Source organism: Phaeobacter sp. CECT 5382 (assembly GCF_001457775.1).
Lineage (GTDB): Bacteria > Pseudomonadota > Alphaproteobacteria > Rhodobacterales > Rhodobacteraceae > Pseudophaeobacter.
In genome coordinates this window covers 312,570-328,997 of the sequence record NZ_CYSG01000003.1, presented here as the reverse complement: position 1 = coordinate 328,997, position 16,428 = coordinate 312,570, and the positions used below count along the sequence as shown (strand labels likewise).

13 protein-coding genes are annotated in these 16,428 nt (G+C 58.7%); 8 read left to right on the top strand and 5 right to left on the bottom strand.

The window, feature by feature from the left end; translation table 11 throughout:
• Positions 1-199: 199 nt before the first annotated feature.
• Entirely contained in the window at positions 200-1,192 is a 993-nt protein-coding gene (locus PH5382_RS05270) for a complex I NDUFA9 subunit family protein (protein WP_058333296.1), read from the top strand.
• Positions 1,193-1,340: 148 nt separating this feature from the next.
• Here the strand turns inward: PH5382_RS05270 and PH5382_RS05265 are convergent, their stop codons facing one another.
• Positions 1,341-2,147, bottom strand: coding sequence for an undecaprenyl-diphosphate phosphatase (locus tag PH5382_RS05265; RefSeq protein WP_058333295.1), 807 nt, complete (start codon positions 2,145-2,147; stop codon positions 1,341-1,343).
• Between the two features lie 275 nt (positions 2,148-2,422).
• On the opposite strand from PH5382_RS05265, the gene PH5382_RS05260 reads away from it, so the two are divergent.
• The 7 genes from PH5382_RS05260 to PH5382_RS05230 all read left to right on the top strand — a co-directional run bounded on the left by PH5382_RS05260 (position 2,423) and on the right by PH5382_RS05230 (position 13,770).
• Positions 2,423-3,865: an NAD(P)-dependent oxidoreductase gene (locus PH5382_RS05260; protein ID WP_058333294.1), complete on the top strand. Its 1,443-nt coding sequence runs from the start codon at positions 2,423-2,425 to the stop codon at positions 3,863-3,865.
• A 55-nt stretch (positions 3,866-3,920) separates the two neighbouring features.
• Entirely contained in the window at positions 3,921-4,358 is a 438-nt protein-coding gene (locus tag PH5382_RS05255) for a GFA family protein (RefSeq protein WP_058333347.1), read from the top strand.
• The gene (gltB, locus tag PH5382_RS05250; RefSeq protein ID WP_058333293.1) at positions 4,355-8,902 is read left to right on the top strand and encodes a glutamate synthase large subunit; all 4,548 of its coding nucleotides are present in this window, start codon (positions 4,355-4,357) and stop codon (positions 8,900-8,902) included. Before PH5382_RS05255 ends, gltB begins: the two co-directional genes overlap by 4 nt.
• A 221-nt stretch (positions 8,903-9,123) precedes the next feature.
• The gene (gene mtgA, locus PH5382_RS05245) at positions 9,124-9,885 is read left to right on the top strand and encodes a monofunctional biosynthetic peptidoglycan transglycosylase (protein ID WP_058333292.1); all 762 of its coding nucleotides are present in this window, start codon (positions 9,124-9,126) and stop codon (positions 9,883-9,885) included.
• A gap of 69 nt (positions 9,886-9,954) precedes the next feature.
• Positions 9,955-10,620: an FtsZ-binding protein FzlA gene (locus PH5382_RS05240; RefSeq protein WP_058333291.1), complete on the top strand. Its 666-nt coding sequence runs from the start codon at positions 9,955-9,957 to the stop codon at positions 10,618-10,620.
• 28 nt (positions 10,621-10,648) lie between these two features.
• Positions 10,649-11,695, top strand: coding sequence for a tRNA epoxyqueuosine(34) reductase QueG (gene queG, locus PH5382_RS05235; RefSeq protein ID WP_058333290.1), 1,047 nt, complete (start codon positions 10,649-10,651; stop codon positions 11,693-11,695).
• A gap of 68 nt (positions 11,696-11,763) precedes the next feature.
• On the top strand, positions 11,764-13,770 hold the full coding sequence (locus PH5382_RS05230; RefSeq protein ID WP_058333289.1) for a hydantoinase/oxoprolinase N-terminal domain-containing protein: 2,007 nt from the start codon (positions 11,764-11,766) through the stop codon (positions 13,768-13,770).
• Positions 13,771-13,851: 81 nt separating this feature from the next.
• Here the strand turns inward: PH5382_RS05230 and msrA are convergent, their stop codons facing one another.
• The 4 genes from msrA to PH5382_RS05210 all read right to left on the bottom strand — a co-directional run bounded on the left by msrA (position 13,852) and on the right by PH5382_RS05210 (position 16,406).
• Complete coding sequence (gene msrA, locus PH5382_RS05225) at positions 13,852-14,367, bottom strand: peptide-methionine (S)-S-oxide reductase MsrA (RefSeq protein WP_058333288.1); 516 nt, start codon at positions 14,365-14,367, stop codon at positions 13,852-13,854.
• Positions 14,364-14,813, bottom strand: coding sequence for a peptide-methionine (R)-S-oxide reductase MsrB (gene msrB / locus PH5382_RS05220; RefSeq protein ID WP_058333287.1), 450 nt, complete (start codon positions 14,811-14,813; stop codon positions 14,364-14,366). Before msrB ends, msrA begins: the two co-directional genes overlap by 4 nt.
• Positions 14,814-14,954: 141 nt before the next feature.
• Positions 14,955-15,863 carry a DMT family transporter gene (locus PH5382_RS05215; protein ID WP_058333286.1) on the bottom strand — a complete coding sequence of 303 codons (909 nt, stop codon included), beginning with the start codon at positions 15,861-15,863 and terminating at the stop codon, positions 14,955-14,957.
• A 249-nt stretch (positions 15,864-16,112) separates the two neighbouring features.
• Positions 16,113-16,406, bottom strand: a complete 294-nt coding sequence (locus PH5382_RS05210) for an HU family DNA-binding protein (RefSeq protein WP_058333285.1) — start codon at positions 16,404-16,406, stop codon at positions 16,113-16,115.
• Positions 16,407-16,428 lie beyond the last annotated feature (22 nt).

Below are 16,428 nucleotides of genomic sequence, written 5' to 3'. Positions count from 1 at the left end.
GGCGAACGTTACAATAATTTTGCCTGAACATTCTGTGTGAAACCTGAATGCCGGGTTAAGCGGAGCCGATTTCCCTGCGATCTGGCGGTGCTATCTGCAGATTTCGCGATCTTTGAGCCGAATGCCCCACGTTTTGCGCCTTGTTTGAAAGGCGCGGGAACGGTAGATCGGGAGGAAAGCTATTTGCAGGAGCCAAAAGATGTCCAAACTGGTCACGATCTATGGCGGGTCTGGTTTTGTCGGCCGCTACATCGCGCGCCGCATGGCAAAAGAAGGCTGGCGGGTTCGGGTTGCCGTGCGCAGGCCCAATGAAGCCATGCATGTGAAGCCTTACGGTGTGCCCGGCCAGGTGGAGCCGGTTCTGTGCAATATCCGTGATGATGCGTCAGTTGCGGCGGCGATGCATGGGGCGGATGCGGTGGTCAACTGCGTTGGCGTTCTGAACGAGCATGGCAAGAATACCTTTGCGTCGGTCCAGGTTGAGGGCGCTGCTCGCATTGCCCGGTTTGCTCATAAACAGGGTATTGCGCAGATGGTGCATGTATCGGCGCTGGGCGCGGATGCCTCCGAAGATGCCAGCGCATATGCCCAGACAAAGGCCAAAGGCGAAGAGGCGGTACAGGGCTATTTTCCGAATGCGGTGATTCTGCGCCCTTCGGTCATTTTTGGCACCGAAGATCAGTTCTTTAATCGTTTTGCCGGAATGGCGCGCCTGTCGCCCGTGCTGCCGATCGCCAAGGGCAAGACACTGTTCCAGCCGGTCTATGTGGACGATGTGGCGCGGGCCGCAGTCAAGGGGATCCTTGGCGAAGCGAGCCCCGGCATCTACGAGCTGGGTGGCCCCGAGGTGAAAAGCTTTGCTGCGCTGATGCAGGAGATGCTGGGCGTTATCCACCGCCGTCGGCTGGTGCTGTCGCTGCCAGGTTTTGCAGCCTGGCTGACTGCTTTCGGGTTTGACATGATGCAGGCAATCAGTCTGCAGCTGATCGAAAACAAGGTGCTGACACGTGATCAGCTTAAGAGTCTTGGCAGTGACAATGTGGTGTCCGAAGGGGCGCGTGGTTTTGCCGATCTCGGCATCACTCCAGAGTTCCTGGGGCCGATCTTGCCAAGCTATCTTTGGAAATTCCGTCCTTCGGGCCAATATGACGAGATGACCGCTTCGGCGCGCAACCTCAAGGGCGATGCCTGATCTGTAACTGCGGGTTTTGGGGAGCGGGCCGTCTGGGGTTGAGTGTTCCAGGCTAGCTTTCTAGTTATGCATTTAGGGGCGTGGGAGACATCCCGCGCCCCTCTTTCGTTAAGTCTATCTCTTTCGTTAAGTCTATGGTGTGATTTGCCTAGCTGCCGTAAGCAAACCCCAGCAGGATAAGCCCGAGGATGACTCGGTAAATCACATAGGGGGTAAAGCTGATGGAGCGCAGCAAGCGCATCATCAGGCTCAGAGCTGCCAGCGCCGACAGCATAGCCAGCAGAGCGGCAATACCAGCGTCGCGCAGCAACGCCATGTCTGCCTCCAGCGCGACTTCGGTGCCCAGTAGGACACCCGAGGCGATGATGGTGGGAATCGACATCAGCATGGCGATCCGGGCGCCGTCCTCACGCTTGTAGCCCAGCTGCCGCGCGCCGGTGATGGTGATGCCTGATCTCGAGGTGCCGGGAATCAGCGCAATCATCTGCCAAAGCCCCATGATCAGCGCATCGCGCAGACCCCAATCGGCGGACACTTTCTCTTCGGCTCCCTTTTGGTCGGCGACATAAAGCACAAGTCCAAAGATCAACATCGTCCAGCCGATCACCGCAGTAGATCGCAGCGCATCGCTGAAGCCGGTGAAGTGCAGGAAGGCGCCAAAAAGAACTGTGGGGATGGTGGCGACCACCAGCCCCAGTGCCAGCCGTGCGCCTTCGGTATTGGCGCGCCCGCAGGCAAGGCAGGTCAGGCCTGACAGGCCCATGCGCACATCGCGCCAGAAATAGATCACCACAGCGGCGAGCGTTCCGACGTGGACGGCCACATCAATAACCTGACCCTGATCAGTGTAACCGGTCAGACCAGGCAATAGAATCAGGTGGCCAGAAGACGAGACAGGCAGAAATTCGGTGATTCCCTGGATCAGTGCAACAAGGATGAGTTGAAGGAGCGGCATAATATGATTGTCCTGAAAAGGATCGCCGCCCCGAGGTGTGGATATCGAGGCGCGCGGGGATATTGAGGATCAATATGTTGAGCTTCTGTATAAAACCTGGGGGGAAATTGGAAAGACCGCATCTTTGGTCCGATTCGGTCCTAAAAATTCTGTACATTCCCGCTGAAAGCAGTATCAGAAGGAAACTACGACCTGTTTAGGTCAGTACAGTTGACATAAATCTGCAGCGCTCCAATCCGGACCTGTCGCAGCCAGCCACAATAGGGAGTTCGCCCATGGCCAAGCAACCGATGCTCAAATTCGTGAAGATCGATCGCGATATGCCCGAAAAGCGCAACGCTGATACGCGTCGTGAAGATTTTGACGAAATCTATGCCGAATTTGCTGCCGCCAAAGCGGCTGAACAGGCCAGCCGTTGCAGCCAGTGTGGTGTGCCCTATTGCCAGTCGCATTGCCCGCTGCAAAACAACATCCCCGACTGGTTGCGTCTGACCGCGACAGGCCGTCTGGAAGAAGCCTATGAGACAAGCCAGGCCACCAATACCTTCCCTGAGATCTGTGGCCGTATCTGCCCGCAGGATCGCCTGTGCGAAGGCAATTGCGTGATCGAACAGTCTGGTCATGGCACCGTGACTATTGGGGCGGTGGAAAAATATATTACCGATACCGCTTGGGACAAAGGCTGGGTGAAACCGGCTTCTCCGCTGCATGAGCGCGGCGAAAGCGTTGGTATCATCGGTGCCGGCCCTGGTGGTCTTGCGGCCGCAGATATGCTGCGCCGCGCCGGTATCCAGGTCACGGTCTATGATCGTTACGACCGCGCCGGTGGTCTGCTCACTTACGGCATTCCCGGCTTCAAGCTGGAAAAAGACGTCGTGATGCGCCGTAACCAGCTGTTGGCGGATGGCGGTGTCACCTTTGTTCAGAACTGCAATATCGGTGAAGACATCTCGTTTGACGAGCTGCGCGCCAAACATGATGCGGTGGTCATCGCCACAGGCGTCTACAAATCCCGCGATCTGGAAATGCCCGGCAGCGGTGCCAAGGGTATCGTCAAGGCGATCGACTTTCTCACCGTCTCCAACAAGCGCAGCTTTGGCGACACGGTTCCGGAATTCGACAGCGGCGAGCTGAATGCCGAAGGCAAGCGGGTCGTGGTGATCGGCGGCGGTGACACGGCAATGGACTGCCTGCGCACATCAATCCGCGAAGGTGCCACCTCGGTTAAATGTCTCTATCGTCGCGACAAGGCAAACATGCCCGGCTCGCAGCGTGAAACACAAAACGCCGAAGAAGAAGGCGTGGTGTTTGAATGGCTGTCCGCACCGAAAGGTTTCACTGATGCGGATGGTTCAGTGAATGGCGTCATGGTGCAAAAGATGCGCCTAGGTCAGCCCGATGCTACCGGTCGGCAAGCCCCCGAAGTGATCGAGGGGGCCGACTACGTGGAAGAGGCCGATCTGGTGATCAAGGCGCTGGGCTTTGAGCCGGAAGACTTGCCGACTCTTTGGGGCCAGCCCGATCTGCCAGTCACCCGCTGGGGCACCATCAAGGCCAAGTTCACCACGGGTGAAACTGATCTGGATGGCGTTTACGCCGTGGGTGACATTGTCCGCGGCGCTTCGCTGGTGGTTTGGGCCATCAAGGATGGTCGCGACTGCGCCGATGCCATCGTGGCCCGTTTCAACGCAGCTGCGGCATCCGTCGCCGCCGAGTAAGCAACCGCTACCGCCAAAGGAAGCCAGGCCAATGTCCGAGCCAACAGTTGAGCCAATGACAGAGCTACAGGGACACTGCATGTGTGGCGCCGTCAGCGTTGCTATGAAGCCTGCGCGCAAGTCTATTGGGGTATGTCATTGCGACATGTGCCGCCGCTGGACCAGCTCGATGTTGATGACGATCCCGGCGGCTTCTGGCTATGCTGCTCTGGGTCCGGTGAAGACCTATGTCTCATCCGACTGGGCAGAGCGCGCTTTTTGCGCCGACTGCGGCTCTGCGCTTTGGTATCGCATCACAGCGCCCGGAGAAATGCACGGCCAGACCCAAATGGCAGCTGGCCTCTTTGACAATGCAGGCGAGAGCTCTCTCGGCCTGGAACTTTATATCGACAAAAAGCCCGAGGGCTACGCCTTTACCGGACCGCAACGGCAGATGACCGAAGCGGAGGTTATGGCGGCCTTCAGACCCTCGGCAGAAGGAGACAACCAATGACCGATTTTGATGCTGTCACATACGATGCAGACTGGGTCCGCGCAGAAGAAGCCAAACGCAAGTGGATGGCCGAAAACGGCCTTTATACCGAGGAAGAAGAGCATTCTTCCTGTGGGGTTGGCCTTGTGGTTTCGGTCGACGGCAAAAGCAGCCGCAAGGTCGTTGAAGCCGGCATCGACGCGCTCAAGGCTATCTGGCACCGTGGTGCGGTGGATGCCGATGGCAAGACGGGCGATGGCGCTGGTATCCATGTGCAGATCCCGGTTCCGTTTTTCTATGACCAGATCAAGCGCACCGGTCACGAGCCGCGCAAGGATCAGCTGATCGCTGTTGGCCAGGTCTTTCTGCCACGGACCGATTTTGGCGCCCAGGAAACCTGCCGGACCATCGTCGAGACCGAAGTGCTGCGCATGGGCTATTACATCTATGGCTGGCGCCATGTGCCTGTCGATGTGACCTGCCTGGGTGAAAAAGCCAACGCGACCCGTCCAGAGATCGAGCAGATCCTGATCTCCAACTCCAAAGGTGTGGATGAGGAAACATTCGAGCGCGAGCTATATGTGATCCGTCGCCGGATTGAAAAAGCCGCAGCCGCTGCTGGCATTGGTGAGCTTTACCTGGCCTCGCTCAGCTGCCGTTCGATCATTTACAAGGGCATGATGCTGGCCGAGCAGGTTGCGGTTTTCTATCCCGACCTGATGGATGAGCGTTTCGAGAGCGCCTTTGCGATTTATCACCAGCGTTATTCTACCAATACCTTCCCGCAGTGGTGGCTGGCACAGCCGTTCCGCATGCTGGCGCATAACGGTGAAATCAACACCCTGCGCGGCAACATGAACTGGATGAAAAGCCATGAGATCCGCATGGCGAGCGGCACCTTTGGCGACTACGCCGAAGACATCAAACCGATCATCGCGGGCGGGTCTTCGGATTCGGCGGCACTGGATTCGGTGTTTGAGGTTCTGGTGCGCGCGGGCCGTTCTGCGCCGATGGCGAAAACCATGCTGGTGCCAGAAAGCTGGTCCAAGCAGGCGGTTGAGCTGCCACAGGCCTGGCGTGACATGTATTCTTACTGCAACTCGGTGATGGAGCCTTGGGATGGCCCTGCTGCCCTGGCGATGACCGATGGTCGCTGGGTTTGCGCCGGTCTGGACCGCAACGGTCTGCGCCCGATGCGCTATGTCGTCACCGGCGACGGTCTGGTGATTGCTGGCTCCGAAGCAGGCATGGTGCCGATCGATGAGGCCTCCGTGGTGGAAAAAGGCGCGCTTGGCCCCGGTCAGATGCTGGCTGTCGATATGAAAAAGGGCAAGCTGTATCACGACACCCAGATCAAGGATAAACTGGCTGCCGCACTTCCCTTTGGCGACTGGGTCGGCAAGATCAACGACGTGGACGAAACCCTCGCCACTGTCACTGAGACACCGATGTTTACCGGTGACGAACTGCGCCGCCGTCAGGTGGCCGCTGGCTATACCATCGAAGAGCTGGAACAGATCCTGTCGCCGATGGCCGAGGACGGCAAGGAAAGTCTTGCCTCGATGGGCGATGATACGCCATCGGCCGTGCTGTCAAAACAGTATCGCCCGCTGAGCCATTTCTTCCGCCAGAACTTCAGCCAGGTGACCAACCCGCCAATCGATAGCCTGCGTGAATTCCGGGTGATGTCGCTGAAGACGCGGTTTGGCAACCTCAAGAACGTGCTGGACGAAGACAGCTCCCAGACCGAGATCGTCGTGCTGGAAAGTCCTTTTGTCGGCAATGCTCAGTGGGACAAGCTGGTGGATCAGTTCAACGCTCCGCTGGCCGAGATCGACTGCTCCTTTGACCCCAGTGAGGGATCGCTGAGCCTGGCGCTGGAACGTATTCGCGCCGAGGCCGAAGAGGCCGTGCGCTCAGGTGCCGGCCATCTGGTGCTGACTGATCAGTTCTCAGATGCAACACGTGTCGCCATGCCCATGATCCTGGCGACATCTGCCGTGCATTCGCATCTGACCCGCAAGGGGCTGCGGACCTTCTGTTCTATCAATGTGCGTGCGGCTGAATGTGTCGATCCGCATTACTTCGCCGTTTTGATCGGTTGTGGTGCCACGGTGGTGAACGCTTATCTGGCCGAAGATTCGCTGGCTGATCGCGTTGAACGCGGCTTGCTGGACGGTAGCCTGACTGAAAACGTGGCGCGCTACCGTGAAGCTATCGATCAGGGACTGCTTAAGATCATGGCCAAGATGGGCATCTCGGTCGTGTCCTCCTATCGCGGCGGTCTGAATTTTGAGGCCGTAGGTCTTTCACGCGCCATGTGTGCCGAATTCTTCCCTGGCATGACCAGCCGGATCTCCGGCATTGGTGTCAGCGGTATTCAGGTCAAGGCCGAAGAAATCCATGCCAAAGGCTGGAAAGAGGGCCAGAACGTTCTGCCCATCGGTGGCTTCTACAAGGCACGCGCCTCTGGAGAGACGCACGCCTGGGAAGCCAGCTCGATGCATATGCTGCAGATGGCCTGCAATCGCGCCTCGTTCGAGATGTGGAAGCAGTATTCCGCCAAGATGCAGAGCAACCCGCCAATCCATCTGCGCGATCTGCTCGACATTAAGCCACTGGGCAAATCCGTGCCGATTGAAGAGGTGGAAAGCATTACTTCGATCCGCAAGCGCTTTGTCACGCCGGGCATGTCCCTTGGCGCGCTGAGTCCTGAGGCCCACAAAACCCTGAACGTGGCGATGAACCGCATCGGTGCCAAGTCGGATTCGGGCGAGGGTGGCGAAGATCCGGCGCATTTTGTGCCGGAACCCAATGGTGACAACCCATCGGCCAAGATCAAGCAGGTGGCCTCTGGGCGTTTCGGTGTCACCGCCGAATACCTGAACCAGTGCGAAGAGCTGGAGATCAAGGTGGCCCAGGGCGCCAAGCCTGGCGAGGGCGGCCAGCTGCCAGGGATGAAGGTCACGGATCTGATTGCGCGTCTGCGTCATTCGACCAAAGGTGTGACGCTGATTTCACCGCCGCCGCACCACGATATCTATTCGATCGAGGATCTGGCGCAGCTGATCTATGATCTGAAACAGATCAACCCGCGCTGCAAAGTGACGGTTAAGCTGGTTGCCGCATCCGGTGTCGGTACCATTGCCGCCGGTGTGGCCAAGGCCAAGGCGGATGTGATTCTGATCTCGGGCCACAATGGCGGCACCGGGGCCTCCCCTGCGACCTCGATCAAATATGCCGGTCTGCCGTGGGAGATGGGCCTCACCGAAGCACATCAGGTTCTGGCGATGAACAACCTGCGCGAACGCGTCACCCTGCGCACCGATGGTGGGCTGCGTACTGGCCGTGATATCGTCATGGCCGCGATGCTCGGCGCCGAGGAATACGGTATCGGCACCGCCGCGCTGATCGCTATGGGTTGCATCATGGTGCGCCAGTGTCAGTCCAACACTTGCCCCGTCGGGGTCTGTACCCAGGATGAAGCCCTGCGTGGCAAGTTCACCGGCTCTGCGGATAAGGTGGTGAATCTGATCACTTTCTATGCGCAGGAAGTACGTGAAATCCTCGCCTTTATCGGGGCTCGCTCGCTGGATGAGGTGATTGGCCGTGCGGATCTTCTGGCGCAGGTTTCGCGTGGCTCGGCACATCTGGATGATCTCGATCTCAATCCGCTGCTGATCACCGTCGATGGCGCGGCAGACATTGTCTACAACCGCGACAAGGACCGCAATGCGGTGCCCGATACGCTGGATGCGGAAATCGTGCGCGATGCAGCGCGTTTCCTGCAGGACGGTGAAAAGATGCAGCTGTCTTATGCGGTACAAAACACCCATCGCACCGTGGGCACCCGCACCTCGAGCCATATCGTGCGTAACTTTGGCATGCGCAACGCGTTGCAGCCGGACCACCTGACGGTCAAGCTGCAGGGCTCTGCCGGGCAGTCGCTTGGGGCCTTTGCGGCACCGGGGCTTAAGCTGGAAGTGTCAGGCGATGCCAATGACTATGTCGGTAAGGGTCTGTCGGGCGGCACCGTGGTGGTGCGCCCACCAATGTCTTCGCCGCTGAAGGCAAGCGACAACACCATTGTGGGCAATACCGTGCTTTATGGCGCAACCGATGGTTATCTCTTTGCGGCGGGTCGCGCTGGTGAACGCTTTGGCGTGCGCAACTCTGGTGCCAAGGTGGTGATCGAGGGCTGTGGTGCCTGTGGGTGTGAATACATGACCGGTGGTGTGGCGGTTATCTTGGGGACAATCGGGGCCAACTTTGGTGCCGGTATGACCGGTGGTATGGCCTATCTGTATGATCCTGAAGGTCAGGCTGAAACCATGATGAACATGGAAAGCCTAGTGACCTGTCCGGTGACTGTTGATCACTGGGAAGCTGAATTGAAAGCCCTGGTAGAGCGTCATTTGGAGGAAACCGGCAGCCGCAAAGCAGCTGAGATCCTGCAGCACTGGGATCTGGAAAAGGGCAACTTCCTGCAGGTCTGTCCCATCGAGATGTTGGACAAGCTGGCGCATCCACTGAGCCTGGAAAAGACAGCAGTGCCTGCCGAATAGGCGCCACCGCAGGCTGTTAAAAAATTGTCCCGCAAGCTAGTCGCTTGCGGGGCTTTTTTGTTTCAGGTCGCGAATTTTCGCTTCTGTCTCACCAAAGCAGCAAGCTTTGAGAGATCTCATTTCGCACTCTTGCTTGTGTGGCAGACGATGAGGGCTCCGAAGCAGCAGCACAGTCGCGTTTCGCAGTTGGTTCTACGGGGCCGACTGTCCTATAGAGGGGCATGGCAAAGGCAGTGAAGAAAACAAAAAAGCAGAAAACGGCAACAGGGTTTTGGCCTAGGATCTGGTCCTGGGTCTGGCAACGACTTGTTCTGCCATTGCGGTGGCTGCGGCGGTGGCTGTTGCGCGCTGTACTGGCGTTTTCCGTCGTGGGGACACTGCTGGTGCTGCTGTTTTCGGTGGTGAACCCGCCCACCACGCATACCATCTGGAGTGAGACGCGTCGTCTCGGCGAGGTTGACCGTGAATGGGTGCCCATCGAAGATATCGCGCCAGTGATGATGCGATCTGTGGTTGCGGCCGAAGATGCTCGCTTCTGCCAACACTGGGGAATTGACGTCCAGGCCATTCGCGCCGCATTGGCCGAAGGCGGCAAGCGCGGGGGATCTACGCTGTCGCAGCAAGTGGTGAAGAATGTTTTCCTGTGGCAGGGGCGGAGCTGGGGCCGAAAGGCGCTGGAAACTCTGATTACTCCGCTGGTCGAAGCAGTCTGGAGCAAGCGGCGCATTTTAGAGGTATACCTAAACGTGGCCGAAATGGACGAAGGCGTCTTTGGTGTCGAGGCTGCGGCACGGCACTACTTTGGCGTCGGTCCGGACGAGTTGAGTGCCCAACAGGCGGCTTTGATTGCCGCCGTTTTACCCAACCCCAAAGCGCGTTCGGCATCGCGCCCGTCGAAATCCGTGAGCCGCCGCGCGCGCCGTATTCAGGATGGGGCGGCTACCATCCGCGCAGATGGGCGGTCGAGGTGTTTCGAGGATTGAAGTTTTCTGGCGCACAGGGCATTGCTGAACGGGATCCCCGCTGCTTGATTTGGAGTTTGAACTAGGCCTATGGCACGTCTCTATCATGTCCCGCTCTCCCCTTTTTGCCGCAAGGTCCGCCTTTCGCTGGCGGAAAAGAAGATCGAAGTCGAGCTGGTCGAAGAACGCTATTGGGAAGCGGATCCTGATTTTCTGCGTCGCAACCCTGCGGCCAAGGTTCCGGTCATTCGACTGGATGGCAAGATGATGTCAGAAAGCGCGGCAATCTGCGAATATCTCGAAGAAACGCGCCCCACGCCATCGCTGATGCCCAGCGACCCTGATGGTCGCTTTGAAGTGCGTCGCATCATCAGCTGGTTTGATGACAAGTTCCATTCTGAAGTGACCTCGAAACTGCTGTATGAGCGGGTCAACAAAAAGGTCACCGGCGAAGGGTACCCGGACAGCAAGAACGTCAAGGCTGGGGCCAAGGCGATCAAATATCACCTCGATTATATGGCCTGGCTGCTGGACCACCGTCGCTGGTTGGCTGGCGATCAGATGAGTCTTGCGGATTTTGCCGCCGCCGCACATCTGTCGTCGCTCGACTATATCTCGGATGTGGATTGGAACCGGTCGGCAGCGGTCAAGGACTGGTATGCCAAGATCAAGTCGCGGCCGGCGTTCCGGTCCATTCTGGCCGACCAGATCTCGGGATTCCGGCCGCCGCCGCATTACGCAGACCTTGATTTCTGATCCCTGAACTGCGGAAAAGAGGCCCAGGATGAGTGCAGATCTGAAAGACAGGCTGGTCAGTCAGGCCCTGGCCGAGGGCTTTGTTGCCTGCAAGATCTGCCGCCCCGAAGATGTACCACAAGTACCCGACCGGTTGCAGCAGTTTCTGGACGCGGGCTATCATGGGCAAATGGGCTGGATGGCTGACCGCAGTCATTGGCGCGGAGCGCCGCATGTACTGTGGCCCGAAGCGCGATCGGTGATCATGCTGGCCGAAAGCTATACCCCTGACGAAGATCCGATGGCGGTGGTGGGCTGTGCAGACCGTGGCGCGATCTCGGTCTATGCGCGCAACAAGGACTATCATGATCTGGTCAAGAAGCGCCTGAAGCGTCTGGCGCGCTGGCTGATTGACGAGGCCAAAAAACTCGACGAGGCCGCGCAGGTGAAGGTCTTTGTCGACACAGCCCCGGTGCCGGAAAAGCCCTTGGGACAGGCGGCTGGGCTGGGCTGGCAGGGTAAACACACCAATTTGGTTAGTCGGGATTGGGGAAATTGGGCCTTTTTAGGCTCTGTTTTCACAACGTTGGAGCTGCCGGTCGACAGGCCTGAGCCGGATCGTTGCGGATCTTGTACCTCTTGTCTGACCTCCTGTCCGACCGATGCCTTTACCGCGCCCTACCAGATGGATGCGCGGCGTTGCATTTCTTACCTCACGATTGAACACAAAGGCCCGATTGCGCCGGACTTGCGCAGCAAAATGGGCAACCGGATCTATGGGTGTGACGATTGTCTTGCGGCTTGCCCCTGGAACAAATTTGCCGTGGCGGCCAGTGATCTGCGCTATGCGGCGCGGGCAGAATTGCAGGCGCCAAAACTGGCGGAACTGGCGGTTCTGGATGACGCCGGGTTTCGTGCGTTCTTCGCAGGCTCGCCGATCAAGCGGATTGGCCGGGATCGGTTCGTGCGCAACGTGCTTTATGCGATTGGCAATTCAAACCTGCCGGAGTTGCGTGCAGTGGCGCAGGGATTGCAGGCGGATCCGGATCCGACGGTTGCGGATGCCGCAGATTGGGCGGTTCAACAGCTTTCGTGACGCAAACAGGATGGACGTGTCTCAAATAGGCGTTAGACCGGTCCGGCGAACAGACTGGAGACAATAATATGGCGCTGTTGCTGGGTGTTGATACGGGCGGAACCTATACGGATGCGGTGCTGATCCGCGATGAAAAAGACGTTATCGCGACGGCCAAATCGCTGACGACGCGGGCTGATCTGGCCATTGGTGTCGGCGGTGCCATTCGCGCCGTACTGGAACAATCGGGCTGTACTGCTGCTGAGGTGTCGATGGCGGCCCTGTCCACCACGCTTGCCACCAACGCACTGGTCGAAGGTCAAGGCGGGCGTGTCGCGCTGGTCTACATTGGCTTCAGTGAAGGCGATCTGGATCGGCACGGGCTGAAGGAGGCGCTAAAGGGCGACCCGTCACTGGTGCTGGCAGGTGGACACAATCATGCTGGGGGTGAGGCAACGCCACTGGATGTTGATGCCTTGCGCAGCTTTTTGCAAACTCATGCCGGGGGCGTGTCCGGATTTGCCGTGGCTTCGGTTTTTGCCACCCGCAACCCGGCACATGAGCTGGAGGCCGCCCGCATTATCGGCGAGATGACCCAGGCGCCAGTGACCTGTTCACATCAATTGTCAGCCAAGCTGAATGGTCCAAAACGGGCAGTGACGGCAGTGCTGAATGCGCGTCTCATTGGTATGATTGATCGCCTGATTGGCCGGGCACAGGACACGCTGGTCGATCTGGGTGTGACGGCTCCGATGATGGTGGTGCGCGGTGATGGCGCGTTGATGTCGGCTGAACAGGCCCGCGCGCGGCCGATAGAAACCATTCTGAGCGGGCCCGCAGCTTCGATCGTGGGCGCGCACTGGATGACCGGGGTCGAGAACGCGTTGGTCAGTGATATCGGCGGTACCACCACTGATGTGGCTCTGATCCGCGATGGCAAACCGGCGATTGATCCGGCTGGCGCGCGGGTTGGCGGATTTCGCACCATGGGTGGAGCCGTGGCGATGCGCACCACGGGGCTGGGGGGGGACAGTCAGGTCCATATGGTGACCTCCGGTCTGCAGGGCGGGCTGGAGCTGGGGCCGCGCCGGGTGGTGCCTATCTCGCTGATTGCTGCCGAGGCCCCAGAGGTGGTGCATGCCGCCTTGGACAAACAGCTGAGCGCGCCTGTTGTCGGCGAGCACGATGGCAAATTTGTCCGCGCGGTGATTGGTATGCCTGCAGCCGGTCTGGGAGAGCGTGAACATGCTCTATTGGGGCGCATCGGCACTGAGGTGCATTCTTTGGGCGCCGTGCTGCGCACACGCATGGAACAGGGTGCGCTGAATCGTCTGGTGGATCGTGGGCTGGTGCAGGTCGCTGGCGTGACCCCGTCGGATGCCAGCCATGTGCTGGGAGGGGTCGCGGCCTGGGACGGGGCTGCGGCGCACAAGGCGCTGACCCTGCTGGCCCGTCGCCGGGTCGGTAGCGGCGATAGTTTGGCTGCTGATGCAGAAACACTGGCGAAGATGATCGTCGACCAGTTAACAGAACAGACAGCATTGACCTTATTAGAGTCTGCATTTGCCGAAGAGGATACTGATTTCGCCATCCCACCTGCGCAGCTGGCGCGGCATGTTCTGACGCAGCAAGGGCTTGCCTCGCATCGCGGGATCCTGTCGCTGGAGGTTGCGATGAATATCGATGTGGTGGGGCTGGGGGCCTCTGCTGCCAGCTATTATCCAGCCGTGGGGGAGCGGTTGAAATGTCGGATGCTGTTGCCGGAACATGCAGGTGTGGCCAATGCAATCGGTGCAGTTGTAGGCCGTGTCACCATGCGGCGCAGCGGCAGCGTCACCGCCCCGGCCGAGGGCAAGTTCCGGGTGCATCTGGAGGCAGGCCCACAGGATTTTTCCGCGTCGGATGAGGCCCTGTCACTGCTGGAGCAGGTCCTGACAGCCGAGGCATGTGCTGATGCCGAGGCGGCAGGTGCCGAAGATATCCACGTCCATGTCAGCCGCGACATCCGAACGGCATTAGTCGAGGCGCGCGAGGTCTTTGTTGAGGCAACATTGACGGTCGAGGCCAGTGGTCGCCCGCGTGTCGCCAAGGATTGAGGTCTGGTGAAAGAGTTAGGCCCGCTCCAGAGGGGAACGGGCCTTTATCAATTTGTGAAACGCTAGTGGCTCTAATACAGGTTATTCGGCCGCCGCGCTGCGTTTGGGCAGTACCCAGTCGGGTCGCGCAAAGTGACAGGTGTACCCATCAGGGCGCCGTTCCAAGTAGTCTTGATGCTCGGGCTCGGCCTCCCAGAAATCACCGACGGGCTCCACTTCGGTCACCACCTTGCCGGGCCAAAGACCGCAGGCTTCGACATCGGCAATAGTCTCCAGCGCGCAGGCTTTTTGTGCGTCGTCCACGTAGTAGATCGCCGAGCGATAGCTCATGCCCAGGTCATTGCCCTGACGGTTTTCGGTGGAGGGGTCGTGGATCTGAAAGAAGAATTCCAATAGTTCCCGATAGGAGGTCTGGGTGGGATCAAACAGGATTTCGATCCCTTCGGCATGGGTGCCGTGGTTTTTGTAGGTGGCATTGGCCACATCGCCACCAGTATAGCCGACGCGGGTTTGCAAAATCCCTTTGCGCTTGCGGATCAGATCCTGCATGCCCCAGAAACAGCCCCCCGCCAGAACGGCGCGCTCGGATGTGCTCATGATCTGTTCTCCACTTGATTGATATAGTCGGCGTAGCCCTCGGCCTCCATTTCGGCCAGTGGCACAAAACGCAGCGAGGCGGAATTGATGCAATAACGCAGGCCTCCGTGTTCCACCGGACCATCGGGGAAAACATGTCCCAGATGGCTGTCGCCATGGGTCGAACGGACCTCGGTACGGATCATCCCCAGAGCCCGGTCTTCGAGCTCGCTGATATAGGTGGGCTCAATCGGCTTGGTAAAGCTTGGCCAGCCGCAGCCGGATTCATATTTGTCGCCAGAGGCAAACAGCGGCTCACCAGAGACGATATCGACGTAGATGCCGACCTCCGTGTTGGCGAGCAGCGCGCCAGTGCCGGGCCGTTCGGTGCCGGATTTCTGGGTGACGTAGAACTCTTCTTCCGAGAGGGCGGCCACGGCTGCCGGGTCTTTGGTATATTTGGTCATGAGATCCTCCGTCTGTTGCGGCCATATCGCAGGGCCGCGCTGTGTGTTGTCGGTCAAAGATGGGAGCTGGGGGTGAAAATGCAAAGAGCATTTCAACATTCTCGCGGCTCTGTGTGCAGTTGGGGCTTTGTCGGGTTCTCACTAGGAGGCCTGTTTTGGATCATCAATAACCGAAGCCGTCGAAAGTTTGGTCTGGCGCGAAAGCTGCACTGCCAGAATGCCAAAGGTGACAATCGCGACGCCGACGATATCCAGTGGTCCCAGTTTTTCCCCCAACAATACCCAGGCCACAGCGACACCAAAGACCGGGTTGAGGAAGTGAAAGGTTGCCGCGCGAATTGCGCCGATCCGGTTGAGTAGCAGCACCCAGATAAAGGTGGCCATAAGTCCGGGTACAAGCGTGGTATAGGCGAAGGCCAGCCCCAACCGTAGGGTGGGGTTCACAAAGATCTCTTCGGTCAGGGGGGCGGCGACAAACAGGATTGCAGAACCGATCAGCATCTGAAGTCCGACGACCATCATGAAATTTCCGCCCGAGGTCGCACCGCGCAGGGCCAGAGTGGCGACAGTTAGTGCCAATACTCCGATGACGCATAGAACGATGCCAAAAATATCGACCCCGGCACTGATTCTTGTCCCCATGATCAGGGCAACTCCGGCGACGCCCGCCAGAAGGCCAAGAACGCCCAGAGGTTTCAGCCGGTCGCCAAAGATGACCCAGGAGGCCAGCGCGACACAGAGCGGCATCGTGGCGGCAATGATAGCCGCCAGAGAGGCCTCGACCCATTGCATGGCAACAAAGTTGAGGCCGAGGTACAACGCATTCTGGCAGAGGCCGAAGATCATCGTGGCGCGCCATTGGTCGCGGGTCAGATGCCAGCTTTGCCCTAGCGCGCGGGCGATGGCGACGCCGATCAGGCCTGAGATCAGAAAACGCACCGCCAGAGAAAACAGCGGTGAGGCATCCATCACAATGATCCGGGCAGAGGTAAAGGCTGAGGACCACATGAAGGCGAAGGCCAGCCCCATTGCGATTGCGCGAATATCCATTGCCTCGGCCTCCTGGTGCTGTCCTGCAAAGTCTTTATCAAAGCAAGTAAGTGCTGGAAATGCGAAACCGACGCAGCTCACAGGAATGAGAGTTGTCTGGACCAGCCGGTTTTCAAGCGTAGTATCGCACTGCGCACGGATACAAGCCAGACGTAGGCCCGCTGCAGCACCGGCACAAAACAGGCACAAAAAAAGGGCCGCCAGAGGCGACCCAATCTCTTCTGTGCCGATCCAGTTTTTACGCCGGGATCAGGCTTCGCCGTTGACGCTGTCTTTCAGAGCCTTGGCAATGGTCATTTTCACAACCTTGTCAGCCTCTTTCATGAACTTCTCGCCGGTGGCGGGGTTACGCACTTCACGCTCGGGGCGTTCGCGGCAATAGATTTTGCCAACGCCTGGCAGTGTCACGGCGCCACCGCCCGACACTTCGCGTGTGATCAGGGCGCAAACGGCATCCAGAGCAACGCCTGCGGTTTTCTTATCTTCGCCCATTTCCTCAGCCAGAGATGCAACTAGCTGGGTTTTGGTCATCGGTTTGGACATTCTCAGATCTCCTTAAAACTGC